General features: G+C 39.0%; 19 protein-coding genes and 2 tRNA genes. 4 read left to right on the forward strand and 17 right to left on the reverse strand.

Translation table 11 applies throughout. The features are described from left to right. Positions 1 to 146 precede the first annotated feature (146 nt). Together panD and AC21OH_RS09220 are read left to right on the forward strand one after the other, a co-directional pair. On the forward strand, positions 147 to 527 hold the full coding sequence (gene panD / locus AC21OH_RS09215; protein WP_486536357.1) for an aspartate 1-decarboxylase: 381 nt from the start codon (positions 147 to 149) through the stop codon (positions 525 to 527). A 131-nt stretch (positions 528 to 658) separates the two neighbouring features. Continuing rightward, a complete protein-coding gene (locus AC21OH_RS09220; protein WP_487370243.1) occupies positions 659 to 1,609 on the forward strand; it encodes a calcium/sodium antiporter in 951 nt (316 codons plus the stop codon). Positions 1,610 to 1,730: 121 nt separating this feature from the next. Here the strand turns inward: AC21OH_RS09220 and AC21OH_RS09225 are convergent, their stop codons facing one another. The 16 genes from AC21OH_RS09225 to AC21OH_RS09300 all read right to left on the reverse strand — a co-directional run bounded on the left by AC21OH_RS09225 (position 1,731) and on the right by AC21OH_RS09300 (position 19,126). Then, entirely contained in the window at positions 1,731 to 2,210 is a 480-nt protein-coding gene (locus AC21OH_RS09225) for a hemerythrin domain-containing protein (protein WP_487370242.1), read from the reverse strand. 315 nt (positions 2,211 to 2,525) lie between these two features. Beyond that, on the reverse strand, positions 2,526 to 3,203 hold the full coding sequence (locus AC21OH_RS09230; RefSeq protein ID WP_486536360.1) for an RDD family protein: 678 nt from the start codon (positions 3,201 to 3,203) through the stop codon (positions 2,526 to 2,528). 277 nt (positions 3,204 to 3,480) lie between these two features. Then, positions 3,481 to 3,557: transfer RNA gene (locus AC21OH_RS09235), tRNA-Arg, on the reverse strand. Between the two features lie 131 nt (positions 3,558 to 3,688). Then, positions 3,689 to 3,778: transfer RNA gene (locus AC21OH_RS09240), tRNA-Ser, on the reverse strand. Between the two features lie 297 nt (positions 3,779 to 4,075). Then, positions 4,076 to 4,645: a YggT family protein gene (locus AC21OH_RS09245; protein WP_486536361.1), complete on the reverse strand. Its 570-nt coding sequence runs from the start codon at positions 4,643 to 4,645 to the stop codon at positions 4,076 to 4,078. Between the two features lie 183 nt (positions 4,646 to 4,828). After that, entirely contained in the window at positions 4,829 to 5,677 is an 849-nt protein-coding gene (proC, locus tag AC21OH_RS09250) for a pyrroline-5-carboxylate reductase (protein WP_486536362.1), read from the reverse strand. A gap of 189 nt (positions 5,678 to 5,866) precedes the next feature. Continuing rightward, positions 5,867 to 7,735: a tRNA lysidine(34) synthetase TilS gene (gene tilS / locus AC21OH_RS09255; protein ID WP_487370241.1), complete on the reverse strand. Its 1,869-nt coding sequence runs from the start codon at positions 7,733 to 7,735 to the stop codon at positions 5,867 to 5,869. A 93-nt stretch (positions 7,736 to 7,828) separates the two neighbouring features. Beyond that, a complete protein-coding gene (locus tag AC21OH_RS09260; RefSeq protein ID WP_486536364.1) occupies positions 7,829 to 9,142 on the reverse strand; it encodes a formate dehydrogenase accessory sulfurtransferase FdhD in 1,314 nt (437 codons plus the stop codon). A gap of 250 nt (positions 9,143 to 9,392) precedes the next feature. Continuing rightward, complete coding sequence (locus AC21OH_RS09265; RefSeq protein WP_487370240.1) at positions 9,393 to 11,714, reverse strand: FdhF/YdeP family oxidoreductase; 2,322 nt, start codon at positions 11,712 to 11,714, stop codon at positions 9,393 to 9,395. A 416-nt stretch (positions 11,715 to 12,130) separates the two neighbouring features. After that, positions 12,131 to 12,313, reverse strand: coding sequence for a YgaP family membrane protein (locus AC21OH_RS09270; protein ID WP_486536755.1), 183 nt, complete (start codon positions 12,311 to 12,313; stop codon positions 12,131 to 12,133). Between the two features lie 178 nt (positions 12,314 to 12,491). Continuing rightward, positions 12,492 to 13,304, reverse strand: coding sequence for an acetyl-CoA carboxylase carboxyltransferase subunit alpha (locus tag AC21OH_RS09275; RefSeq protein ID WP_487370239.1), 813 nt, complete (start codon positions 13,302 to 13,304; stop codon positions 12,492 to 12,494). A 110-nt stretch (positions 13,305 to 13,414) separates the two neighbouring features. After that, on the reverse strand, positions 13,415 to 14,941 hold the full coding sequence (ppx, locus tag AC21OH_RS09280; protein WP_486536753.1) for an exopolyphosphatase: 1,527 nt from the start codon (positions 14,939 to 14,941) through the stop codon (positions 13,415 to 13,417). 187 nt (positions 14,942 to 15,128) lie between these two features. Then, a complete protein-coding gene (hemL, locus tag AC21OH_RS09285; protein ID WP_486536752.1) occupies positions 15,129 to 16,430 on the reverse strand; it encodes a glutamate-1-semialdehyde 2,1-aminomutase in 1,302 nt (433 codons plus the stop codon). A 207-nt stretch (positions 16,431 to 16,637) separates the two neighbouring features. Then, a complete protein-coding gene (gene cydX / locus AC21OH_RS09290; RefSeq protein WP_486536751.1) occupies positions 16,638 to 16,757 on the reverse strand; it encodes a cytochrome bd-I oxidase subunit CydX in 120 nt (39 codons plus the stop codon). Positions 16,758 to 16,986: 229 nt separating this feature from the next. Then, positions 16,987 to 18,117: a polyphosphate kinase 2 gene (gene ppk2 / locus AC21OH_RS09295; protein WP_487370238.1), complete on the reverse strand. Its 1,131-nt coding sequence runs from the start codon at positions 18,115 to 18,117 to the stop codon at positions 16,987 to 16,989. Positions 18,118 to 18,772: 655 nt separating this feature from the next. Then, complete coding sequence (locus AC21OH_RS09300) at positions 18,773 to 19,126, reverse strand: zinc ribbon domain-containing protein YjdM (protein ID WP_487370284.1); 354 nt, start codon at positions 19,124 to 19,126, stop codon at positions 18,773 to 18,775. Positions 19,127 to 19,460: 334 nt separating this feature from the next. Between AC21OH_RS09300 and ygfZ the strand changes: the two genes are divergently transcribed. After that, positions 19,461 to 20,204, forward strand: a complete 744-nt coding sequence (gene ygfZ, locus AC21OH_RS09305) for a CAF17-like 4Fe-4S cluster assembly/insertion protein YgfZ (protein ID WP_487370237.1) — start codon at positions 19,461 to 19,463, stop codon at positions 20,202 to 20,204. 1,454 nt (positions 20,205 to 21,658) lie between these two features. Here the strand turns inward: ygfZ and AC21OH_RS09310 are convergent. After that, positions 21,659 to 23,848, reverse strand: a complete 2,190-nt coding sequence (locus tag AC21OH_RS09310; protein WP_487370236.1) for a carboxy terminal-processing peptidase — start codon at positions 23,846 to 23,848, stop codon at positions 21,659 to 21,661. 267 nt (positions 23,849 to 24,115) lie between these two features. Between AC21OH_RS09310 and nagZ the strand changes: the two genes are divergently transcribed. Next, positions 24,116 to 25,198, forward strand: coding sequence for a beta-N-acetylhexosaminidase (nagZ, locus tag AC21OH_RS09315; protein WP_487370235.1), 1,083 nt, complete (start codon positions 24,116 to 24,118; stop codon positions 25,196 to 25,198). The last annotated feature ends 65 nt before the right edge of the window (positions 25,199 to 25,263 follow it).

Below are 25,263 nucleotides of genomic sequence, written 5' to 3' on the forward strand. Positions count from 1 at the left end.
TTCAAGTTATTTGCTTAACAATTTATAGTTAATCAATCTTAGAAGTGGTACATGGCGAGCGAGTTTAAGTACTACTAGCCTAGGCTGCGCGAGTTTAACACTTTAAGAGTAGTTCGACTATAGTCTATTATTCCGAGGAACCCTATATGTTATTGACCTTACTGAAAGGTAAATTACACCGTGCCCGTGTTACACATGCAGACCTACATTATGAAGGGTCTTGCGGTATCGATGGGGATTTATTAGATTTGGCAGGTATTCGCGAGAATGAATCTATTGATATCTATAATGTGACTAATGGTAAGCGTTTTCGCACTTATGCCATTCGTGCTGAAGCTGGTTCTGGTATTATTTCTTTAAATGGCGCAGCAGCATATATGGCAGATCTTGGCGATATCGTTATTATTTGTGCCTATGCGCAAATGGATGAAGAGGAAGCTGATACGCACAAACCACGATTGGTATACTGCAATGAAGACAATACGGTAAAAGATACCGCTAATATTATTCCCGTGCAAGTATCATAATAAAATCATAATTCTTATTACGAATCTAACGCTAAGCGATGCAAATTGCTTGGCGTTTTTTCAAATCCTAAAAACTTTAGGTTCTGCTTAATAACTAAATATTATCGTATATCAGCTTATTGGAGATAAATATGGGCTTAGCTATCGTGGCCATTGTTCTTGGTCTAGCTATATTGGTATGGAGCGCAGATGCTTTTATAGACGGTGCCACAGGTTTGGCCATAAAGTTTAATATGCCAAGCTTCTTGATTGGCGTGTTAATCCTTGGATTTGGCACTTCTGCACCTGAAATGGTAGTCTCTGCCTTTGCGGCGTTCTCAGGTAGTCCAAGTTTGGCACTGGGTAATGCCTATGGTTCTAATATTATTAATATTACGCTCGTGCTTGGGGTGACAGCCCTTATCAGTCCTATTTTGATTCGTAGTGACGTAATACGACATGATTTAATGCTGCTACTTGCAATCACTGTACTAGCTGCGTTTCAGCTCGTTGATGGACAACTGACGTTTGTAGACGGCGTCGTATTAATTGTAGCTTTAATTATGGTATTACTGATTCAAATCTATTTGAGTCTTCGCAATAATACTGATGCTGAAATAGATGCAAATAAAAACGTCAATATCTTAAAATCTTTAGGCTTACTAATGGTTGGTTTATCGCTATTGATCGCCAGCTCACAGGCTGTGGTTTGGGGCGCAGTGAAGCTTGCAACATTATGGGGTATGAGTGAGCTATTAATTGGCTTAACAATTATTGCTATTGGTACCTCATTGCCTGAGCTTGTAGCTAGTGTGGCAGCAGCAAGACGTGGTGAGCACGATATGGCTTTGGGTAATGTGGTCGGCTCGAACTTATTTAATACCCTTGGTGTTACAGGATTAGCTGCCGTTATTCATCCCATGTCTGTAGAACCTGAGATTTTATCTCGCGATATGCTAATGGTTGGGCTGGCCACGGTCTTACTATTTGTACTGTGTCTTGTGGCTTTTAAACGAGATGGTAATTTAAAGTACACCAGTGGAATCATACTGGTTTTAAGCTTCGTAGGCTATTCTACGTGGCTAGGCTTGACCGCAATATAATTGTTTAACCTATTAAAACTATATTAACCTATTCAAGCAATGATTGTCCTATTTAAACTATGACGATGTGCAAAAATAAAAAATAGCCAACATTTAAAATGTTGGCTATTATTTTAGGCCCCTAATCATGTTCGTGCGTTTCTTCATACTCATCGTGTTCAACTTGATATAAAGCGCCTAAACGCTGCTGTAAATCATCGTCTAGTATCTTACGCGCTTCTATAAAGAATTCATTCTCTTCTTCTTGCAAATGATGCCGCACCTTTTCGATTAAATCAGCACAGGTTTCATCCCACTTTTCTTGCCCGATACGGCCATCGTCTAGCGTCTCCATCATTTCATCCATTTCGTGATGCTCAGTGATGGCATGCCGGGATAAATCCAAACCATCATCATGTTGCATAACTGGGATGTATAGATGGCGCTCTTCAGCTGCTGCATGCGCTTTAAGCTCAAGTCTTAAATCATCGTATATCTCTTTACGCTTCACATTGTCACTCGTATTTTCAAGCTTATTACAATAATCACGCTGTACTTCGTGTTTTTCAATTAATGCGGCAAAAATATCTTTATCAAAATCGATACTGGTTTCTTGACTCATGACATACTCCCAAAATAATGACTTATAGCTACATACTATTAGCTAAATACTATCCAAAAATACTATAAGCACGGGTAACGAATATTTGATGACAAATAAATTGAAATACTTGTTTGTTGATTGTATTCGTGTATCTTTATACAAAACATAGAGTTACACATTATTAAAGTACTTAAAGTTATTAAAGTACTGTTTATAACCGTGCTGATTATTTTAGATTAGTATAAGCAATTTGATGATGAAATGGTGTCGCCATTGGCTTAAGATTTGTATGAGCATGTGAATAATGCAAGCGATTCTTATTTACCCTATTCGCTATTTATTCTTTTTATTCTTTTTTCTTAAAGATGTCATGAGTCCTTCGTGATGAATCTTGGGCATCTTTAATGTCACAGTATTAGATAGGATATCGTGAACTGCCAATCCGCGGCTATTAAACAAGCAAAATATATAGTTGAATATCAAACCAAATAATGCACTCGTTAACATAGCGGTACGAGATCCTTGGAATAAATAACCTATCAAGCCGCATACAATAGGTACCACACATGCTGCTAAAATACGTTTCACTGACCCAGACCAAGTGAGCAATTGACCGTTACTATCGACAGTTTTTAAACGCCACGTTTGCATCCCTAAGGTTTGACCTGCACGCTGCCAAAATAAACCATAGAACCCAATAAGAGTCACAATAAACGCAGGTGTCAGTACGAGATTTTGATACCAACGCGGCAAGGTCTGCGCCTCATCTGAGCTTACCCCTGTCTCCATCGTCAACATCGTACCAATCACTGTCAGCACCGTACCTACCAAAAACAGCAACGCTAATATCAACATACCATCATAAATTATCGCTATGACACGAGTAGTGGCACGGGCAATCTCTGGTTCACCAGAAATACTCACCCCCTCGATACCTGTAGGGCGCAGCGCTTTCTTTTTTGAGGTGTTTGTCTTGCTAGAGTCTCGGCGAGATAGCTTTGGTTTGGACATGATAATTAAAATAACCTAATAGAATAAGACACTTAATGTAGTATGCATAAGCTGCGAAGATAAAATATGCTAGCGTATTGTAACGTATTTAGAGACTGGCAACAGCATTCATCTCAATCTTGAATTAACAGATATGAATCGAACCTGCAAAGTAGGAGGGTGTGTTGCAACAAATAGGGGAAGATAGGTGTGACGGCATAGAGGACAACTGACAGACATAAAAAAATCGCCAAACGTGGGCGATTTATTAATTTATGAAATAAGTGATTAGATTGAATGGTGCGCCTTGAGAGATTCGAACTCCCGACCCCTTAGTTCGTAGCCAAGTGCTCTATCCAGCTGAGCTAAAGGCGCATAATTATCAAGCTAATACTATATAACACAGAGTTAACGAGTAAACTATCGCTTACGGTTAACAGGGTGACTATTATAGTCCATAAATCTTAGGTGTCAACTTTTTATTGGATTAATTTAATCTAATAAAATGGCGGAGAAGGAGGGATTCGAACCCTCGATACGCGTTAACGTATACACCCTTAGCAGGGGTGCGGTTTCAGCCACTCACCCACTTCTCCAAAACCCCTAAAACAACTACTTAGTTAAAATAAACTCATTCCTAAATAGCTTTTAGACAACAACACTCATAAGAAACTCAAATAAACCGAATAACTTATATATCAGTTAATTTATATAAGAGTTACATCGCGTTGTGGGCGAGTATTATAACAAACTCAAAGGAGTTTGCAAGTGAGTTTTTAAATTTCTTTAATATAAGTATTTATGTCTTATCTACTAACTAAATCTAATTTATAAACCTTAATCATATCCTAATCAGTATGTAAAACCCTTAAGCATTATTAACTCAAATGAAGCTATCCAAATAACGGTAATAAATTACTTGCAATGGTTTTTATTATAATTTCGATCAGCAATAACCCAAATATGGCAAACATTGGAGACAAATCAATCATACCAAGATTAGGCGTAATACGTCGAAATGGTGCCAAAATGGGCTCCGCCATTTGAATAATAATTGTCATTATCGGATGCATCTTTTGGGTTAACATCACAATCCAACTGATAATGATGGCCCCAATAATAAGGTAGCGTGCCACACTTAAAAAGCTCAATATGAGCTGTAAAGATCCAGTAAAGAACAGTTTAAGCGGCGTATACCCATAGCCTAGTAAGGCTGCATTACCTGACAGATCAATGAGCTTGAGTAAAAACATTAGGACGATAGCCGCAATACTAACTCGGCCACCGCCTACCGTTGGGAAAATACGTTCAAAAACATCAACGAATTTTGTGATCCTATACGCAGGTTCAGCCATAGGGTTACTTCGCTCAAGCCCAGCGAACTGTAGCATAAAGCGTATGAATATAAGCAACATGGCAAAGCTTATAACCATATTAAACAAAGGTATTAAAGAACTAGACATTCAACGTACTCTTCCTAATTTATCTTAAAAATATGACACTGACTATATATAAAACTGAGAGAACTGGATATAAAACGGAGTGAATTGGGCGTATCTTTATAAGATACTTTAAAATTCATGCTGATTATTTACTTTGATTAAAATCTATAGAAACAAACAAGTGAATTAGCACTTTAATAATGCTTATTGAGCAAGTTCTGTACTGATTTCAACACTACGGTCATAGCAGGCCTGCATGGCCAACTTCATAATTTGCTCAAAGTTGTTATGCTGTAATGCAGCCACCGCAGCCTGTGTAGTGCCATTTGGTGACATTACTTTACGGCGTAGCTCAGCGGGTGTTTCATCGCTGGTAATTGCCATTTGTGCCGCACCAAGCGCAGTTTGCATGGCTAATGCTGCCGCTTGTTTTTCATCGAGACCAAGCTCAACACCCGCATTAATCATAGACTCGATCATATAAAAGAAATATGCAGGTGCAGAGCCTGAAACGGCAGTTACGGCATGTAGCTGCTCTTCTTTATCTACCCAGCTCACTAAGCCAGATGCCGCCATTATTGTGCTCGCCAATTGTTTGTCAGTCTCGCTAATACTGTCCGTGGCATACAGCCCTGTCGCCCCTTTTTGAATAGTCGAAGGCGTGTTTGGCATTGCACGTACGATATTTAGATAACCATCGACCATCTTGCTCAGCGTATCTGTTGAGAGCCCTGCGGCTACTGAAATTAAGAGCTGACTATCTAACACATCGGCAAACTCTGAAAGCACCTCTCCCATAACTTGAGGTTTAACCGCTAAAACCACCACATCTGCTGACTCAACCGCAGCTTTAGGATTGTCAGTTTCTGTATTACCCTTTGGATTTACCGTATTGATTTTTTGACTACGAAATAAGGCGCGTGTCTCTTCTGAAGGAGCTGAAACCGTAATATCTGTTGGTTTAATACCTCGACCTAGCAGCCCACTGATGAGCGCTTGTGCCATGTTACCACCACCGATAAAGCTGATTTTCTTTCCTTTAAGTTGAGACATTCATTATTTCCTTTAGAGTTTTTTTAGCGGCCTGACCAATCGCATGTGTAAGATTAAAGAACCCATAACAACGTTTAGATTACAGGAATTTTATGACATGTTTTATATCAAAGGCAGATTAGTTTACCACATCATGTCAAGCTTTATGTCGTAGCATAATGAATTTTACACGGGCCTGTACGTTTAAAGCTATTTTAAATCAATAGATAGTTTTTGGCATTCAATAAGCTGTTGAATCTCTTCTTCAATTGGGCTACTTAATGGTTCGATACCATCTGTCGTAAGCATAAATAAGGGCACTTTTTTTATAGGTACAGTTTCTATAGATGCAGTTTGTATAGGTACGGTTTCTATAGATGCAATTTCTTTAGGTGCAGTTTGTATAGGTAGGGTGTCTAAAGATTGTGACTTATCTAACTTAGAGATTGAACTTAATGAACTTTCTACTGTTTGTACTTCCAAATCGTCGTTGAGAGGGGTTGTCTGAATTAATAATGAACACGAACAAACTGATCGGCGTTTAAAACTTGGCTGGTTTATGGCTTGAAGAAGCTTTTTGCCGGATTTTCGCCCTACTCTACCTTGAAGTTGTACTTTTAGATTACGTGGTAGCGGTTCAATCATTATTGATAAAGACTTAAGCTTTAAATCACTTTGAGAAAATGGATATAGAAGGCTTTTTGAGGGGTTGTTGGTAGCACTATCTGAATGGCTATGTGCAGCACTGTTTAAAAAATGATCACGTATTATAATAGCTACATCGTGCATGCCACTGACATACCAGTGAGTGCCCGTTTCTGGACTCTTTAAATATAGTCTATGATTGTGACTTTGTAGGTATACTTGGTTTGAATCCTTCAAATAGGACGTGCTATTGTCTTTGTCAGTTACGTTTTGGCTGTCATCTACAGCAACTTTATGGTCATTTATAGATAGTTGTTGCGTGTCAGGTGTCAATTGTAGCCAATCGAACCAAGTTTGATCGATTCGGTAGAGGTTATTTTTGTAACGACGAATGACATAATGATGATCGCCACTGTGCCAGTACAATTGAGTTTGATGATCCAAATCTTCGCGTTGAGTCAATCGTATTACGTCATCGACTAGACGTTTTGAGGGCGGTAACTGGGTTTGTTTAGGAGCGAGCCAAGTGTGAATTAGAGTGGATTGCCGAGCCTTAGTCAATGCACTAAATAATTCAATAGCTAAGACAGATTGTCTTTCATCTGTTTCTATACACACGTTATTAAGATCAGTTTGAGCTTGATCGCTCAAGATAGATGCCGCATCTTTCATCAATTCACAAGTACGAGCGATTGCCGACTTAGCGTGCGGATATCTCTGGTTAATATGTGGCAACAACACACTTCTCAACCAGGCTCTGTCATTCACTATGGATTCAGATTGAACAGTCGAGCTGTTTGGTAGAGTTGAATCACTTGTAGCTGTATGACTACTCATTACATTGGTGGGATCATCGACATAATCAAGGTGATGTAACTGAGCATATTTAGTAATACTAGCACGGCTTGCTGTCAGCAATGGTCGCCATAAAAACACCCGCTTATGCGTAGCTTTGCATCGATTGTATTTGGACGACCAAGCTTGCATGGCGCTTAAACCATTCACCCCAGCGCCATTAAATAACCGCATTAATAGAGTTTCAACTTGATCATCTTGGTGATGCCCCAGAATAAGTACATCATCTTGATTCATCATATCCAGCATTGCTTCATATCTTGCCAGCCGAGCGTCTTGTTCTGTTTTTTTATGAATCGATATCGATAAGATTGTGCAAGGAATATTATTCTGCGCGGCCCATTCTGAGACATGCTGTGACCATTCTTCATTAGCTTTTTGCATTCGGTGATTGACATGCAGTATCTGGGGTAAAAACGGCAAAGATCCATTTTCAAAAAGTGTCTGGCACAATGCGGCCAAACTTAGCGAATCTCGCCCACCACTACAGGCCAGCCAAACACGTTTGCCATGTAATTGCAGTTTATAATCGTTAAAACTGTTGAGCAAAGTCTGAGTTAAACTACAGTCTATAGTCATAGTCGTTAAAACACATGTTTATAGTAAGAAACTAGGTCAGCATTAAAAGCAATATATAAGAGTTATTGGGAGTTACTTTAAAAAACTCACTCATTATATGCGCTTGTCAGTATAAAAAGTAACCCGATCTTCTCTTAAAAACCCAGCCAGCCCTAGAGCATAGCGCTGTGCCACTTTTACCGCTGTACTGGTTGGTGCAGACATACCTATGAGCCAAGGCAGTTGACATCGAATGGCCTTTTGAACCAGTTCGATAGACAACCTTGATGTCATGACCACATAATCTAAAGCTATATTGTTTCGCAGCTGCCAACCTATCAATTTATCTAACGCATTGTGCCGACCCACATCTTCAAACAAGTACAATTCGCCTTGATATAAAGTGGCAGCGGTATGTACCGCACCAGTCAACTGATGCATAGATTGTGCATTTTCAATTAATTGTTTTATAGATAATAATGCCTCTAAACTTGGCATTTTTCGGTCAGTTCCTACAGAAGTGGACGCGATATAATCTGTTAAATCAGGCAATGCTTGCTCAAGTCCCGTCATACCGCACATACCGCAGCCCGTGCGACCAGACAGTTGACGTCTTTGCATGATAATTTGCTGATGTCTACGCTGATTTAAAGTGAGCTCAACCATATACGCATCATAATCTAATAACAAGCGCTTGAGATTTTGACGCTCAACGCCGTCATTATTAACTTGACTCATGGGACTAAAATCACTCTCATCCTGTACAGGACGTATTTGCCAATCCAATAACTCGCCTCGATGCTCAATTAAACCTTCGCTTAATAAAAAGCCAAGTGCCAAGTACTCAAGCTGTTCTGGACTTGCCATTAGTACTGCATAATGAATACCGTTAATAACTATGGCAATTGCTGCTTCGACGGCTAGTACCGTCTCATTCTGCTCTATGTGTAATTCATCTAACTCCTTGACGCGTATATAGCTGTGCTTTTGAGCGGGATGAACTTTCGCTACTTTGATAGGTGGTTCTTCACTTTTTGAGTTATATATACTTTCTGAATTAAATGCTTTTAATTCAACCTGTTTGTTATAAGGTGCATTGGCCATAGGAGTGCTAAACATATGATTTGCTACATGATTTAAGGTCTGATCTGACATATGGGTATTGCTACAGTAGCGGTTGCTACTATTGAAATGTGAAGTGCTGCTTATATGAGAAGTGCTACTTACATGGGCAGTATTGCTTTTAACATCATTGTTATGACCATGAAGCTTATAACCGCCATTACTTAATGTACCGTTAGTCCTTCTAATACCGTAAACTACGTTATCACCCTCTATAACTTTTGAGTGATTCAAATCCACAATATCATTAAAACCTTGGAGTATAGATGACGGACTACTAGTCCGGTCTTCGTCTATGATAGACATGACTTAGTTCTCATTACTTTTAAATATCATTACTACATTATGGCTTTGATAAACGTCTTATCTATCTACCAAACTACTTATATAAAAAACACCTAGACTAAGTCTTTATATTACGCTTTAGCCATATAACGTGTTAAACCTTTTGAAAGGAACTTTTAAAATCAGTTTAGATATAAAATTAAGGAATTTGTATAATGAGCTCGAATAGACACAATTTGAGCTCATTATATAGAGTGACTAAAAACATCGGCTAAGCTTTTTGCAGAGTTACCGTCATCGATTTATAAGTTGGGGTGTACGATTCTAATGTATGGCTGTCTAAATCTATTAGATCATTACACTCAGGATAATACACTGCCACGGCATTAGCCGCGATATCCATTGGCGTAAGTACCAGTGGCCCCATCTGCCTTGTGATCTTACCGTTATCATGTCTAGACACAATAATACGCTCGCCTGCATCCCATCCTAAACGGCTCATTTCATCAGGATGCATAAACACCACATCACGGCGATTGGTTTGGCGATAACGATCTTCATATCCAAAGATAGTGGTATTGAATTGATCATGACTACGGACACTCGTAAGCTGCCAAACTTTTTGTTCATCCTGAGCCTGCTGATTAATCTCGTTCGTACCAGATGACCCATGTTGAGTATTAATATTTTGATTGGTCTCGCTCATCTGATCGGCGACATAAGTGATGTCATATTTAGGGACTTCAAGCTGCGCTTTGCCACTTTCCGTGTTCCACTTACGATGGCGCGCAGCATGATACAAATGAAAACCGCGCTTATTCTCACGAATACGATAATTAAAGTTCTCAAACCCTGAAATCGCTTGTGCGATATAATCGCGAGTATAATCGTAATCTTCAGCCATTTTATCCCAATCGATAACATGGTCTGAACCAAAATAGGCGTTAGCAATGCCTGCCACAATCTGTGCTTCAGCTTTTAAAGAATCGCTGATTGGTGCAAGCTTACCTTTAGTGGGTACTATTTGGCACATAGAGTCTTCAATAGTGGCAAACTGGTTACCATAACTGGTTTGATAACGCTCTGTTCGGCTATAGCAAGGAAGTATGAGATTGTTTTTACCTGGATAAAGCATGCTTTCGTTGAGTTTTGTCGCGACAAACACATTAAGTGCATTATTTGACATCGCTTGCTGAATGGCCGATCTATCAGGGGCAGCTACACTATAATTGCCGCCCATACTGATGAAAGTCTTGATCTTGCCTTGAATCATCGCTTTTGCACCCGTGACCACATTATAGCCATCTTCTTGCGGCATTGGATGCTTAAACACACTTTGTAAGCTATCAAGTAACGACTGCTTGGGCTGTTCATGAATACCCATGGTACGATCGCCTTGAACATTCGAATGACCACGCACTGGTGAAGCGCCAGCGCCTTCGACACCAATCATTCCCATTAGAAGTAACAAATTGGTAATCATAGCGACATTGTCATCGCCTTGCGTATGCTGAGTAATACCCATGCCCCATGTACATATAGTCGCTGGACTGTCCGCAACCAATTGTGCAAGTTCAATAATAGCGTCTTGTGTGATGCCACTACCTCGAACGATATCATCCCATGACTGCGCTTGTAGCCATTGACTTAATGCATCGAATCCTGAGGTATGCTCATTAATAAAGTTTTTATCAATTTTGTTATTTTCAAGTAGCCATTTGGCTAAGCCAGTCAATAGAGCAGTATCACCACCGATTTGAATTTGCACCACTTCATCAACCATTGGATCACTGCCACCAGCTGCCATATGGTTCACTTTTTGCGGATTTCTAAAACTACTTAGACCTTGTTCACGCATTGGATTAATAGCAATAATACGGCAGCCTTGCTCGTTAGCATGCGCCAACATCTCTAGCATACGCGGATGATTGGTTGCAGGGTTTTGCCCAAACATCAATATAAGCTTGGCTTTTTCAAAATCCTCAAGCATAACGGTGGCTTTACCGACACCCAATTGTCTGCCCAACATGACCGAAGTAGGCTCATGACACATGTTAGAACAATCAGGTAAATTGTTGGTACCAAAAAAACGAACAAACAACTGATACAAAAACGCAGGCTCGTTAGTGACGCGCCCTGAAGTGTAAAACATGGCTTCATCAGGATTATCTAATGCCTTTAACTGATCAGCAATTTTGCGAAAAGCATCTTTCCATGTTATCGGAACATATCGGTCTTGATTGGCATCGTAATACAATGGTTCGGTTAATCTTCCCGCCAGCTCTAACTGATGACCATCATAGCCTTGTAATTCGGACACGGTATGCTTGGAGAAAAATTCAGCATCGGCCCGTCTAGTTGTGGTTTCACTTGCTAAAACCTTTATACCTGTTTCACACACATCAATGGTTTTATGTGTTTTATGATCCGGCCAAGCGCAGCCTGGGCAATCAAACCCACCATTTGGCTGGTTGCTACTAAGCACACTCACGCTACCCCGTAAAAATGCTTTGTAATCTAATAACACTTGTGATGATTCTATTAATGCAGACCACCCTGCAGCAGGATGATTATAAACAGGTATTTTTCTCATAATGGCACTCTTTTAGCTAGGATAATAATGGCTGGTGACACTCTATAGATTAGATAATTTCTAATATGGGCGATGATTATGAACTAGCAAGCAAAGGGAATTTTGTTAGGGTCTGTTGAACATTCAAATATTAGGACTGCTGATAGCTAAAATTGTTCGCCGTTTTGCCTGCGGGTTTATATGTTGTACGGTAGATTCATTTGAGATTACTGGATAATAATGAGTATAGGACAAAAAAATATTCTGCGACACTATCGTTAGCATTTACTATACATTTTGTTTTATACATCTGAGATTGCACACGACATCAGACTGTGAGCATGAGCTTAATACAATATAAAAAAAGCCCTCAATAAGCTAAGTATTGAGGACTAAAAAGGATTATAGAATTGTTGAGTGCTTAAATGGGGCTCATACTATCTAGTTTTGCAAGTGTTCATACCGAGTATGGTGTAAAGCGGACAAGAACGAGTTAGCCCTGTTATTAAAGGCACTAAACCTATCAACCCCCACCAATTACCATAGTAGACTCCTAGGCCTATAATGATACCATCAATGATGCTTAATGTTTTGTCAGTATCACCAACATTTGTTTGAATTACAGACTCTTATAAGCAGTTATGAAATAAAACCAATTGCTTAATTAATATATATTATATTATATATTAATACCATCTCTTAATTCAGACTAGCTTTACTACTATACAAACCAAAAAAAACGAGCTCAAGGCTCGTTTCTTTAATTACGCATTGCTTTATCTGTTTTTTCGCCTTAACTTAGCTGTCATTTGTATTTAAACTTAATGTAGAATCAAAGCTTTTCAAGCGCTCATAACGTTTTTCTACCAATGTATCGGCGTCTAATTGTTGTAACTCTTTGAGTTGCTGGGTTAATAACTTTTTAAGATTGGACATGACCAATTTAGAGTCGACATGAGCGCCCTCACCCTCATCGATGATGGTGTCAATTAAACCCAGCTGATATAAGTTATCAGCATTAAGCTTTAGCGCATTGGAAGCTTCTGGTGCTTTTTCAGCCGTTTTCCAAAGTATAGACGCGCAGCCTTCAGGCGAAATGACAGAATATATACTATTTTGGAGCATATTCACTCTATCCCCTACGCCAATCGCTAATGCCCCGCCAGAGCCGCCCTCACCAATAATGGTCACAATGATAGGTGTCTTTAAACTACTAAATGTAGCGATACTTTGAGCAATGGCTTGTGCCTGACCCCGCTCTTCAGCACCTACGCCAGGATAAGCCCCTTGAGTATCCACAAAGGTCATCACAGGTAATTTAAAACGTTCAGCAAGTTTCACTAAACGAATTGCTTTGCGATAGCCTTCAGGATACGCCATACCAAAATTATGAGCGATACGCTCTCGCGTACTACGTCCTCGATGCTGGCCTATGATGAGTACAGGCTCACCATTAAATCTGGCCAAGCCGCCTATCACCGCTCTATCATCTGAAAACGCTCGATCGCCATGTAACTCATCAAACTCGGTGAAGAGCTGCCCAACATAATCTAAGAATAAAGGGCGTTTGGCATGCCTTGCAAGACCGACACTGTTCCAAACTGCACTCATATTATTTCCTTTATATAGTTATTCATAGATAAAGCTACTTATAGATATCGCTATTTATGGGTAATAAAAATAAATAGGTTCGCAAAAAAATGATGCTGCAACGATTGTCATTAATTAAGGGGCTTATAAACCACATTTAAGTCAACGCCCCACTTTTTGAACTGATCAATGTCATCTTTTAAATCAGATACAATCAAATCGTATTCCTCACCGCTACAATCTGAATCAACGCTTACCTCCCATGTGTCTTTATCGGATATCTTTAGTGCTAAAGCGCTTCTATCCTGATCATTGCGACTACGATGCACCAATACTGCCAAACGCAATAAAAGGCAGAGATAGATAAGATCATCCCCACCTACGATTTCTGCCTGATCAAAATTGTCAGATTTAAGCTTACGGCGATGGTTGCGTACTAACTGTGACATTCGCAGCTGATCTACTTGCGAAAATCCGGGTATGTCAGAATGTTCTAGTAAATATGCGCTGTGATAATGGTAGCCACTATGACTAATGGCCAAACCAATCTCATGTAGATAGGCTGCACGGCGTAATAAATCACCATCTTCACTATTAAAATCAAGCAGGTCATGTGAATAATCGAACAAATGCTCGCAAGTTTTTACCACACGAGTCGCTTGCTTTTTATCTACTGAATAACGCTCTATCAAAGCTTGTACACTGCGATCTCGTACATCCTCGCTCGCGAAACGCCCAAGCATATCGTACATCACACCTTCACGTAACGCACCATCAGAATAAGCGATGGTTTCGATTCCTAGAATTTTCATTGCGGCTCTTAATACGGCAACTCCAGCAGGAAAAACTGATTTTCGATGCTCTTTAACGCCATCCAAATCAATATCTTCTACACGTCCTACTTCTATTAAGTGTTTTTGAAGGTTTTTCACCCCTTGATAGGTAATACATTCTTGTTCGTTCGCCCACCCTTTAGAGACTAATACATTACGTACCGCCTTTATAGTCCCGCTTGACCCGATGACACTGCTCCAACCTGTCTTTTGATAGGTGCCACTGATACGTAGCACTTCTTTTCGGGCATCGGCAATAGCATGTTCAAACGCTTTTTCGGTGATCTTACCATCGTCAAAAAAGCGCTTGGTATGCGCCACGCAGCCGAGCTGCAAACTCTCTGTTAATAAAGGCTCAAACTTTTGACCAATAATAAACTCAGTCGAACCGCCGCCAATATCAATAACCAATCGCTTATCACTACTGGCATTGGTATGTGATACCCCAAGATAAATCAGACGGGCCTCTTCACGACCTGCGATAATCTCAATCGGCTTTGGTAGTATTCGATTGGCGCGCATTATAAATTCCTCTGCGTTCTTCGCTTGACGCAGCGCGTTGGTTGCAACAATACGCAGCCTGTCAGAAGATACCGAGTCCAGTCTTCCCATAAACCGAGCAAGGCATTCTAATCCTCGCTGCTGGGCTTCTTCACTTAATACTTTATTTTCATCTAAGCCGGCAGCCAATTGCACTTTTTCAGACATAGAAGCAATTTTTCTAACTTCACCATGATCCAGACGGGCTATGGCTAAATGAAAGCTGTTAGAGCCAATATCAATGGCCGCCAACAGCTCATTATCTTGAAGAAAATTATTAGGCATAAGCAGTAATGTACCTTAAATTAATGCAAAAATAAGAGGGTATAGTGAGTGACCCAATTTATATTTTTTACGCTTTATAACGCATAAAAATTATAAGCTGAATTGTTAATAATCTGAGTGCAAAAGCACTCAGAATCTCATTCTAACAAACTATGACGATTAAAATCAGAGAATAATTGAATAAAATTTAGGCGTTAGACATCTGCGCAAATACCTCATCCGCCGCATGAATGGTAGCATCCAAATCTTCTTGAGTATGTTTTGATGACATAAAGCCAACTTCATACGCCGAAGGGGCTAAATATATACCCTTATCTATCATAGCGTGGAAAAATGTATTGAACTTATCAACATCACAATCTGTGACTTCGTCAAAGTTTTGAGGCACGCCTGTAGACGCATCTTTTACAAAGAATAGTCCAAACATACCGCCAAGATTGGTGCTGCGCATCTCAATACCGTGTTTGTCAGCCGCAGTTTGAATGCCGTTTACTAAGTAGCTGACTTTGTCAGCTACTAATTGATGAAAGCCGTCGACAGTGATGTCTTCAAACATAGCAATACCTGCACGCATGGCCAACGGGTTACCAGATAGTGTGCCCGCTTGGTACACACCGCCTAAGGGCGCAATGCATTCCATAATCTCACGTTTACCACCGAACGCCCCAACAGGGAGTCCTGCGCCAATAATTTTACCAAAACAGGTTAAATCAGGTTCAATATCGAAATAAGATTGAGCACAATGCAAATCAACCCTAAATCCTGTCATAACTTCATCAAAAATAAGAACCGCCCCGCCTTTGGTACATTCTTCACGCAAGGTGTCATGAAACTCTTGAGTGGGTATAATCATGTTCATGTTGCCTGCGATGGGTTCTACAATCACGCAAGCAATCTCATCACCCCATTTCTTAAAGCATTCTTTAATAGCTTTTGGGTCATTATAAGGTAAGGTGATGGTATGCTTAGCAAAGTCTGCTGGTACACCTTTTGATGTCGGCTCACCTATGTCTAACATGCCTGAGCCTGCTTTCACCAGTAAGCTGTCTGAATGCCCGTGATAACAGCCCTCGAACTTTACAATTTTATCGCGTCCTGTATAGCCTCTAGCCAAGCGGATCGCACTCATGGTGGCCTCTGTGCCTGAGTTGGTCATACGTACCATATCGACACTTGGTACCAATTCACAAATGGTGTCAGCTATTGACGTTTCAAATGTGGTGGGTGTACCAAAGCTTAAGCCATCTTCAGCAGCTGACTTAACGGCGTCTATAACCTTAGGATGGGCATGACCCAAAATCATGGGGCCCCATGAGCCCACGTAGTCGATATATTCATTGTCTTCGGTATCATAGATTTTGCTACCTTTGGCTTTGTGCATAAATATAGGCGTGCCACCAACTCCTGCAAAAGCTCTTACTGGCGAATTTACGCCACCTGGAATATGTTTTTTAGCTTGTAGAAAAAGTTGTTCGTTTTTAGTACTCATATTATTCTCTCGCAATAGATAAAATTAATAATAGGGGCGTTATAGAATTTATTTAGTTTATTGCATATGGTAACAAAAAAAAGCGGGCTCATATGAGCCCACTTTGTATCAAACTATAAAACTACCTAAATTTAAGAATCTAATATTCAAGAATCTAAGTGAATAATATCAACGGTCATTCTAATGATCATGTTCAAGATTTTTTAATCACTCGCGTTCTGCTTCAATGGACTCCAAACGACCTTCCGCATTTTCAAGCCATATCGCATTTGATATCGATAGCAAGACTACAAAACCCAGTCCCAATATCCAAGCAAAATACAACATAACTTTCTCCTATATATATTTTTATAGTCTTATAAAATTTTCCCGAAAGTTAGTATGAAACGCTTATTTATATATTTTGATATTGGGGCGTGTCTGCAACTTGATCGAGTCTTCAATTTGATCGTGTCTTCAATTAAGTAATGTGGCTAAAAGTGAGATACATTTTTGTACGCTTAAACTTACAAAAAAAGGAGCTCAATGCTCCTTTTTTTTAAATCAAAAGCCAACATCATGAAATTGCTAAATCATCCTTCTCACCAAGCTCATAGAGTGCGCCTGCACGTCCCACAATCAATGGATCTACATTGCCCACTTGCTTAGCATCTTTACCTTCATACGGAAGTTTATTTAAAACATAACGCATGGCGTTTAGACGCGCACGTTTTTTGCAGTCTGATTTAATAACAATCCAAGGCGACTCTGCGGTATCTGTATTGTAGAACATCGCTTCTTTAGCAAGGGTGTATTCGTCCCATTTATCCAAAGAGGCCATATCAATAGGGGATAATTTCCACTGTTTAAGGGGGTGGCCTTCACGCTGTTTAAAGCGGCGACGCTGCTCATCACGGCTCACAGAGAACCAAAACTTGATTAAATGAATACCAGAATCTATAAGATGTTTTTCAAATTCAGGCGTCTGCTTCATAAAAATTTCGTACTGCTCATCTGTACAAAAGCCCATTACCCGTTCAACACCCGCACGGTTATACCAAGAACGGTCAAATAATACCATTTCACCAACAGAAGGTAGATGCTGAATATAACGCTGGAAATACCATTGACCTAGCTCTCGGTCAGTTGGCTTCTCTAGTGCAACCACACGTGCACTACGAGGGTTTAAATGCTCCATAAAGCGTTTGATTGACCCACCTTTACCTGCGGCATCACGTCCTTCAAAGATGATGACGACTTTTTGATCCGTGTTTCTTACCCATTTTTGCAGCTTAAGTAGCTCTACCTGTAGGTGATATTTTTGCTTTTCGTAATTTTTACGTGATAAACGATTCTTATAAGGATAACCGCCTTGACGCCAGTTGTCAGACAATTCATCATCTTTTTTGATGCCTGTTTTAACCTTGTTGGCCAGCGCATGCTCTGCAAACAAATCCTTAAGCACGACAAGATCATCAGGAGAGGCATCATGAATCAAAGATTGCAGGTGCTCTGATAGATGTTCTGTATCGCCTTCTTTTAAATCTTTTAGTAATACATCATCTATCACTTCTTTGGTTTTAATACGTGACCCTTCCTTTTTCTTTTTTGTCTCGTATTTCTCTATGCCTTTTTTATCAGTGACGTAGCTGTCATCGATTTTTTCAGTCTTTTTACCTTTCTGCTTGTGATTCTCTTTCTTCGACATACAAACTCCTTAACGGCTACTTAGAAAATAATAGATACATAAAATGACTTCAGAACACTGATCCAATACTTATATTAAAATAAAGTTTATTGCTAATAAATACTTCAAAAAAGACATAGATCTGAAAAGGGTCAATTAACGACAATCACTATTAAAAAAGCTATAAACAACCACTTAACTTACATGCGATTTTATAAAATTATTATAGCATTTTACACGATTAATTCTCTCGAAAATTGCTTCCTATTCCTTATACTATGATTGTATCACGTAAACCCATAAAAGTATTATGGGTTCATAAACCATACAGTTTTAATCATTAAAACTTAGTTAATAATCATAAGATTAGATTTATTTTAGATGTAGGAAATCATGCACATAAAATGTGATTTATGGGCGATAACTTATCGTATTTGATGTGCCTCACGAAAGCATATTGAGTATTTCATCTATTAGCCCAACTAGACGACTTATTGAAATGTTTGTTTATTGGCTTAAGAAGTAAGGTTAAAGATATTGTAGAGTATACAGAGTTTGTAGATTTAGCATATTTTATAGATACTATTAACAAGTCACAGCCCAAGTGATCTAGGTCTTTCTCATTTTAATGGCGCAATCTTTTTAGCTGCGCCACTTTTATGAATTATCTTAATTACTAGGCTTTTTTGACGACTGAAGATTTGAGTTTCATCGGCCCAAACCCATCCACTTTACAGTCAATATCATGATCATCGGGCGCATCGTGTAATAAACGTATGCTTTTAACCTTAGTACCGACTTTGATAGGAGTAGACGACCCTTTAACTCTTAAATCTTTGATCACCGTCACGGCATCGCCATCTTTTAACTCATTACCAACAGCATCACGGATAACCGCTTCATTTGAATTAGAACTGTCATCTTCAGCTTCTGATGCTGTCCATTCATGAGCACACATAGGGCAAACCAGCAGCGCTCCGTCTTCATAAGTCAAATCAGAATCACAATTTGGACAATTTGGTAAACTCATATAAACCTCAATTTTAGGTGTTATTTGATGCGCGAACGCACGCATATTTTGCATATAGGTCGTTCAATACTATTGTACGCTAGTTGTTTAGACTTTGCTTATTCCAAGGCTTATTTCAAAACTTTCAGCCTACAATAACAATGCTGGTCTACAAGATCTTAAACTATGAATAAGATAATCGCCTCACTGTTCATTTAAAAAACATCAACACAACCTATCTTTATGGAGAACAACAACTTCATTATTATTATAAAATAACCAATGACAATAAATGGGTATGATAAAACCCTCAAATAAGATGACAACATCAAAGATATTAAAAGAGGTATTAAATATGACTGCTCCTTCATTTGAGATGATCACGCTAGAAGGTAATGATGCCGAAAAATTTCTACAAAATCAGCTTACAGCTGACGTTACCAAAATTGGACTTAGCTATCAGCCAGTCGCACTAGCAAATTTAAAAGGTCGTATAGATTTTGGTATGTGGGTTAAAAAGAAGGATGAAAACCAATTTGATTTGGTCTTAAGCGCCGATCTGATGCCAAGTTTGCAAGCACACATCAAAAAGTTCGGCGCGTTTTCAAAGTTTTCTACAACTGACCCTATTCCTGTATATCCGTGCGTATTGGATTCTGATAATGTGGACGAGGAAGCAACATTCACCCAAGATGCGAGTAATAGCGATGTGGATGCTTGGATGGTGCGTAGTATTGAAACGGGTAATTATTGGTTAGTTGCCGCGACTCAAGGGATGTTTCAACCCCAAGAGCTGCGACTGCATCAACGTGGCGGAGTAGATTACGATAAAGGATGCTATTTAGGTCAAGAAGTCATTGCACGTATATATTTCAAAGCCTCTCCAAAAGCATTTCTGCATCGTATAAAAGGCGAGGGTCAAACACCTTCTGCCGGAGACAATCTAGATAAAATAAAAGTGGTGAACGCCATTTCTAGTCCATCAGGCACAGGATTTGAAGCATTGGTTATTGCTCGACCTGAGCATTTAGAGAACTCAGAGTTTGAAGTGCTTGAATTGCCAAAACTCTTACAAGGTAGTGTGGCACGTGACGCGTAACATTATGTAAAATTATAATCCAACTGACACGCTCTAGCTTAAACCAAAAAATTTATATCAAATTGCTCTTAAAAAAACTTATACATATACAAAGAGCCGCATATCATAGATATACGGCTCTTTTTAGTCATCCTAACAATTATTATTTATAGACCATCCTAGCCTTGTAAATAATAAATAGCATCCTTGCTCTAGTGTATTACTAATCACTTATAGATTTAACATCCTGTCAATCTATAAATAATATTTCCTTACGTTACCCATGACACAATATCAATCTAGACACTCTGTTCATAGATGCTATTTGAAATATACAACTAAATATTTCGTTAATCGATCTTTAAATAGCAATCATCCCTAATACAGACAATAAAATATAAAAATTTTAAGGTACTCAATCCTTGAGTCATCATCCTTGATGCCGTAGAGCTATAATCTCAAATTATGTAATTATATGTAAGTCGTAATATCGTATTGATGTGTAAGCATATGCTTACACAGCAATATCAATACTGCTAAACCCTGAGTCTACTCTTGAATTACAATTTTAATGATTAGATTATAGTTAGCTAAATCAATAGTTTACAATAGCTCGTTACTAGTACAAATAATTGATTAGGAGGTACCTATTTTTAAACAATTAAAGTTATAAACTATTAATGTTATAAACAATCAAAGAGAAAGATGTATTAATAAAATTATATTTACATTAAAAACTAGGTAAGTGTTTGTAAAGAAAATAATATTGCTCATAAACTTTAAGCACATACTTTTGAATATAAAACCCTTAAACACAATTTTTAGGAATTAAAGACTATAGAAACAACAAAGCCGCATAATTAAATTATGCAGCTTAATTGATTGTGATACTGACAAAGTGTCTTCAAATATTCATCCTTAAATATTCAAAGACTAAAAGCATCCTGCTTTATATAATCAAAATCTTAAAAAGATTTTTAATGAGTATCTTTACTTAGTTATCGCTAAGTTTAAACCAATATCAAATTAAGATATCAAACTAGATATATTAATAAGACATAAAACGATAACAGTAGCCTATCAATAAACGGTAAATTAAAATTCGAAACATACTATAGTGTTAGCTTATAAAACCTGCTTACTAAACTAGCGTTTAGGAAACTTTAATCTAAGTTAGTTTAAAATGATTTGGATACTCTATCCTTTAGTCATCATCCTTGATGCCGTAGAGCTATAATCTCAAATTACGTAACTGTATGTAAGTAGCTAATGCGTATAATGATGTAAGCATATACTTACATACTTAAAAATTATCTATATTAAGCCTCTATACTTATATAAATTCAATCGTTTATTGACTGCATATTGTCTCTAATAGCAAAACTAGTCCCGGAACCTTATGTTTTAAATACACTGAGATAATTTACATTACTATAAAGAAACAGTCTCAACTTATTAAGATATTTTTAAATAAGCTATTGAGCACGTTTTAGACGATTAGCATCTAACATTATTTCCGCCGCTTCAATCACATAGGCTTCGCTCTCAGGCAATTTTGGTCTCTCATCATTTTTCATACGACTACGCTCTTCAAATAGTGATTCTATAGAAGCTTGATATTGAGTCCAATTGTCATACGGTTTTTTGCCTTGTGCAATGCGTCGGGCATTCTCTGCTTGTAGCGTTTTTTGTTCGATACGTTTTTGATGCGCTCGGCGTTCATTGATATTTAACGTCACCGCCTTTGTGTCATCTTCCATATTGCGTATATTATTTAGAGTATCCAAATAAACAAAATGAGGGTTCAAGTTTTGACGAATCTGAGACTGCTGGTTCAAGGTTTCGAGCGTATCGCTTGTAAACTTACCTTCAGGTTTATAGGGGGATGTTTTTATGGTGTCCCATTTCATGGCGTATTTTTGATCACGCTCACTAAATTCAGCACCTTCATATATATTTACCAGCTCAACATCAGGAACTACTCCTTTATTTTGCGTACTGCCCCCTGTCACTCTATAAAATTTTCGCTGAGTCAAGGTTGCAGACCCTAAGGCCAAACTATCCAATTGTATTTGCGCCGAACCTTTTCCTGTAGTCGTACTACCAACGACCAAACCACGTCCATAATCTTGAATCGCCGCCGCAAAGATCTCAGAAGCGGAGGCAGATGCTAAGTTTGTAAGCACTACCATATCGCCTGAATAGAGCTGCTTACCGCCATCAGTATCTTTATAAACTTGAACATTACCGCGATTGTCGCGAATCTGAACAAGAGGGCCTTCTTTTAAGAATAAACCTAGCATTTTGGCCACTTCATCTAATGACCCTCCAGGATTATTTCTTAAATCAACAACCAGGCCATCAACACCTTTTTCAATAAGCTTTTTGAGCTCAGTTTGAGTATCTATACTGACACTGCGATAGTCTTGCCCATTACGGCGCGCTTGATAGTTTAGATAAAAGCTTGGAATCTCAAGCACCCCAATGCGCTTAACTTCTTCGCTACCAGTAGGCGTGACCTCGATAACACGGTGCGTAACACCTGCATCTTCTTGTTCGATAATATCACGAGTAATCACCACCGTACGTGCGGCCGCATCAGGACTATTGGGCTGTTTTAGTTTAACAGTAACATCAGTACCCCGTTTCCCGCGGATTAAAGACACCACTTCCCGTGTCGACCACCCCACCACATCTTGTAGTTTTTCACCATCTTTGGCGACAGCGATGATTAAATCGTTGGGCAGCACTTGACCTGACTTTGCAGCAGGCCCTCCATCGACTAATGTCACTATTTGAGTGTAGTCAGGGTTTTTACGGTAAGGTCTAATAGACACACCGATACCTTCGAGCTGCAAATTGGACTGTACTTGCATCTCAACCGCTTGAATTGGCGCGTAATAATTACTGTGCGGATCATAGGTAAGGGTCGCACTGTTTAGTACCGACTCCATGATCTCATCACTTTTGATACGTTCAAGTTGTTCTTTTTGACGGTTTAAGCGGCTTAGCAATATCTGTTTAGGAGATCTATCCTCTCCCAATATCAAGTCATTACCTTTGGTAAGTTCAGGATTTTTACGATAAAGCTCATCTTTTGCTTTGTCTTCTTCTTGCGCTAAGGTAAGATTAATAACTTGTAGTGTTAACTGCCTATCCCAATAGTCTCTTTGATCTTTTGCCGTTTTAAATCTCGGGGCTTCTTGTCGATCGAGCACCACCGAATCATCTCGATTCAAGTTTATATCTTGCGACAAAAAGTTTTGCGCGTAGCTATAATATTCATTTGAACGCTGTGTATAACGATCGAATATATCCTGAACGGCATTTAGATCGCCTCGTTTCAATAGATTTGCGAATTGAGCACCATATTTGCGGGTCATCTCATCGATATCAGATTGTAAAAACAGAGTATGGTTTGGATCGAGACGATCAAAATACATATCTAAAATTTTTCGGCCCATATCTTGATCAAGTCGACGGTTAGAATAATGTCCCCTATCCAGCAGTGCGGCTACTTGGCGAGTGGTCAATCTTTGCTCAGGTGTCGCATCAAAAGCTGAATGTTCAGCGGCGACAGCTTCTGTATAACTTTGGGAAAATACAATTCCTGCAACACCGATTGCAGCAACGCCAAGTACCAATTGTGTTGGTTGAAACTTCATATATACTCTCGCTTGATTTTACAAACTATAATGATTCGATATTATCACAACAAATATTTTTTAAGTGATTAAAACTGTACAACTTATCTTTCACATTCTTTAGCTTTTAACGTTCTTTAGCTGTAGGCATCAACTATGAATAATAACGATAGAATAAAAAAATGTAGAATAATAAAGATATTGGGGTCAATTGTTGGCTTTAAATACTTTAACTGCAATAATATCGAATTAATACGAATATTTGAAATGAAATAATGAGGTAACTGTATGTACGGTGCTTTAATGATTGATGTGGCAGGCACGCAGCTGACAAAAGAAGACCGTGCTTTGATTCGTGAACAGGTTGTGGGCGGTATTATACTATTTGCCCGTAATGTTGACACGCCCCAACAAGTACGCGATTTATGTGATTCAATCCATGCCATAAAAACTGATATTATCATTGGGGTTGATCAAGAAGGCGGTAGAGTCTCAAGGTTGCGCGAAGGATTTACCCCGCTACCTGCGATGGGAAGGCTTGGCGAGTTATTTAAGCATGATCCATCATTGGCATTATCACTCTCTTATGATTGCGGCTATCTAATGGCCACTGAGGTACTCGCTGTTGGTATTGACATCAGCTTTTCACCCGTACTCGATATCAATGGTGTCAGCCAAGTTATCGGAGATCGAAGCTTTAGCTCAGATACTGATACGATTGTCTCAGTTTCTAAAGAATTTATGCGCGGTATGAAAAATGCGGGAATGGCTACCACTGCTAAGCATTTCCCTGGTCATGGATCGATTGCACCAGATTCGCATGTGGCAGATGTCATAGATGTGCGTGATTATAATACGATTAAGAAAACTGACTTAAAGCCGTTTATACACTGCCAACCTTTCATCGATGCGCTTATGCCCGCTCATGTTATTTATGAACAAATTGATGACAAACCAGCAGGCTTCTCCAAAGTTTGGCTTCAGGGTATTGCAAGAGATACCCTAGGATTTGAAGGGGTACTATTCTCTGATGACTTATCCATGAAAGCGGCGCACGTCGCTGGTGATGCCAGTGCGCGTGTCAAAGCTGCCCTTCAAGCTGGCTGCGATATGGCACTGGTATGTAATGACCGTGATGCCGCCCTACAGGGTATCGAAGCTGCAAAAACGCTGCCTATGCCAAATCAAGATCGGTTAAGTACCATGCAGAGCGATATCCCTAAATGGAAAGGTAATATGCATGACACATGTGCTCAATTCAAATATTGGCAACAAGCGCGGTGTCGAGTTTTAGAAGCCTTTTTCTCAGATACAATCTCAAATGGCTTAAATATGAATGCAAGTTTAAAAGATCCGACACAATATAATTAGGCTAATACCTTTTACCCAATTGGGCTTAAATACAGAAATGATTAATTACTAATAATAAAAAATCT

It is taken from the genome of Psychrobacter sp. CX10, from assembly GCF_057621575.2.

Bases quoted from the DNA above. Each gene is read 5' to 3' on its own strand.
- panD (WP_486536357.1), top strand. From the start codon at position 147: ATGTTATTGACCTTACTGAAAGGTAAATTACACCGTGCCCGTGTTACA.
- AC21OH_RS09220 (WP_487370243.1), top strand. From the start codon at position 659: ATGGGCTTAGCTATCGTGGCCATTGTTCTTGGTCTAGCTATATTGGTA.
- AC21OH_RS09225 (WP_487370242.1), bottom strand. From the start codon at position 2,210: ATGAGTCAAGAAACCAGTATCGATTTTGATAAAGATATTTTTGCCGCA.
- AC21OH_RS09230 (WP_486536360.1), bottom strand. From the start codon at position 3,203: ATGTCCAAACCAAAGCTATCTCGCCGAGACTCTAGCAAGACAAACACC.
- AC21OH_RS09245 (WP_486536361.1), bottom strand. From the start codon at position 4,645: ATGTCTAGTTCTTTAATACCTTTGTTTAATATGGTTATAAGCTTTGCC.
- proC (WP_486536362.1), bottom strand. From the start codon at position 5,677: ATGTCTCAACTTAAAGGAAAGAAAATCAGCTTTATCGGTGGTGGTAAC.
- tilS (WP_487370241.1), bottom strand. From the start codon at position 7,735: ATGACTATAGACTGTAGTTTAACTCAGACTTTGCTCAACAGTTTTAAC.
- AC21OH_RS09260 (WP_486536364.1), bottom strand. From the start codon at position 9,142: ATGTCTATCATAGACGAAGACCGGACTAGTAGTCCGTCATCTATACTC.
- AC21OH_RS09265 (WP_487370240.1), bottom strand. From the start codon at position 11,714: ATGAGAAAAATACCTGTTTATAATCATCCTGCTGCAGGGTGGTCTGCA.
- AC21OH_RS09275 (WP_487370239.1), bottom strand. From the start codon at position 13,304: ATGAGTGCAGTTTGGAACAGTGTCGGTCTTGCAAGGCATGCCAAACGC.
- ppx (WP_486536753.1), bottom strand. From the start codon at position 14,941: ATGCCTAATAATTTTCTTCAAGATAATGAGCTGTTGGCGGCCATTGAT.
- hemL (WP_486536752.1), bottom strand. From the start codon at position 16,430: ATGAGTACTAAAAACGAACAACTTTTTCTACAAGCTAAAAAACATATT.
- cydX (WP_486536751.1), bottom strand. From the start codon at position 16,757: ATGTTGTATTTTGCTTGGATATTGGGACTGGGTTTTGTAGTCTTGCTA.
- ppk2 (WP_487370238.1), bottom strand. From the start codon at position 18,117: ATGTCGAAGAAAGAGAATCACAAGCAGAAAGGTAAAAAGACTGAAAAA.
- AC21OH_RS09300 (WP_487370284.1), bottom strand. From the start codon at position 19,126: ATGAGTTTACCAAATTGTCCAAATTGTGATTCTGATTTGACTTATGAA.
- ygfZ (WP_487370237.1), top strand. From the start codon at position 19,461: ATGACTGCTCCTTCATTTGAGATGATCACGCTAGAAGGTAATGATGCC.
- AC21OH_RS09310 (WP_487370236.1), bottom strand. From the start codon at position 23,848: ATGAAGTTTCAACCAACACAATTGGTACTTGGCGTTGCTGCAATCGGT.
- nagZ (WP_487370235.1), top strand. From the start codon at position 24,116: ATGTACGGTGCTTTAATGATTGATGTGGCAGGCACGCAGCTGACAAAA.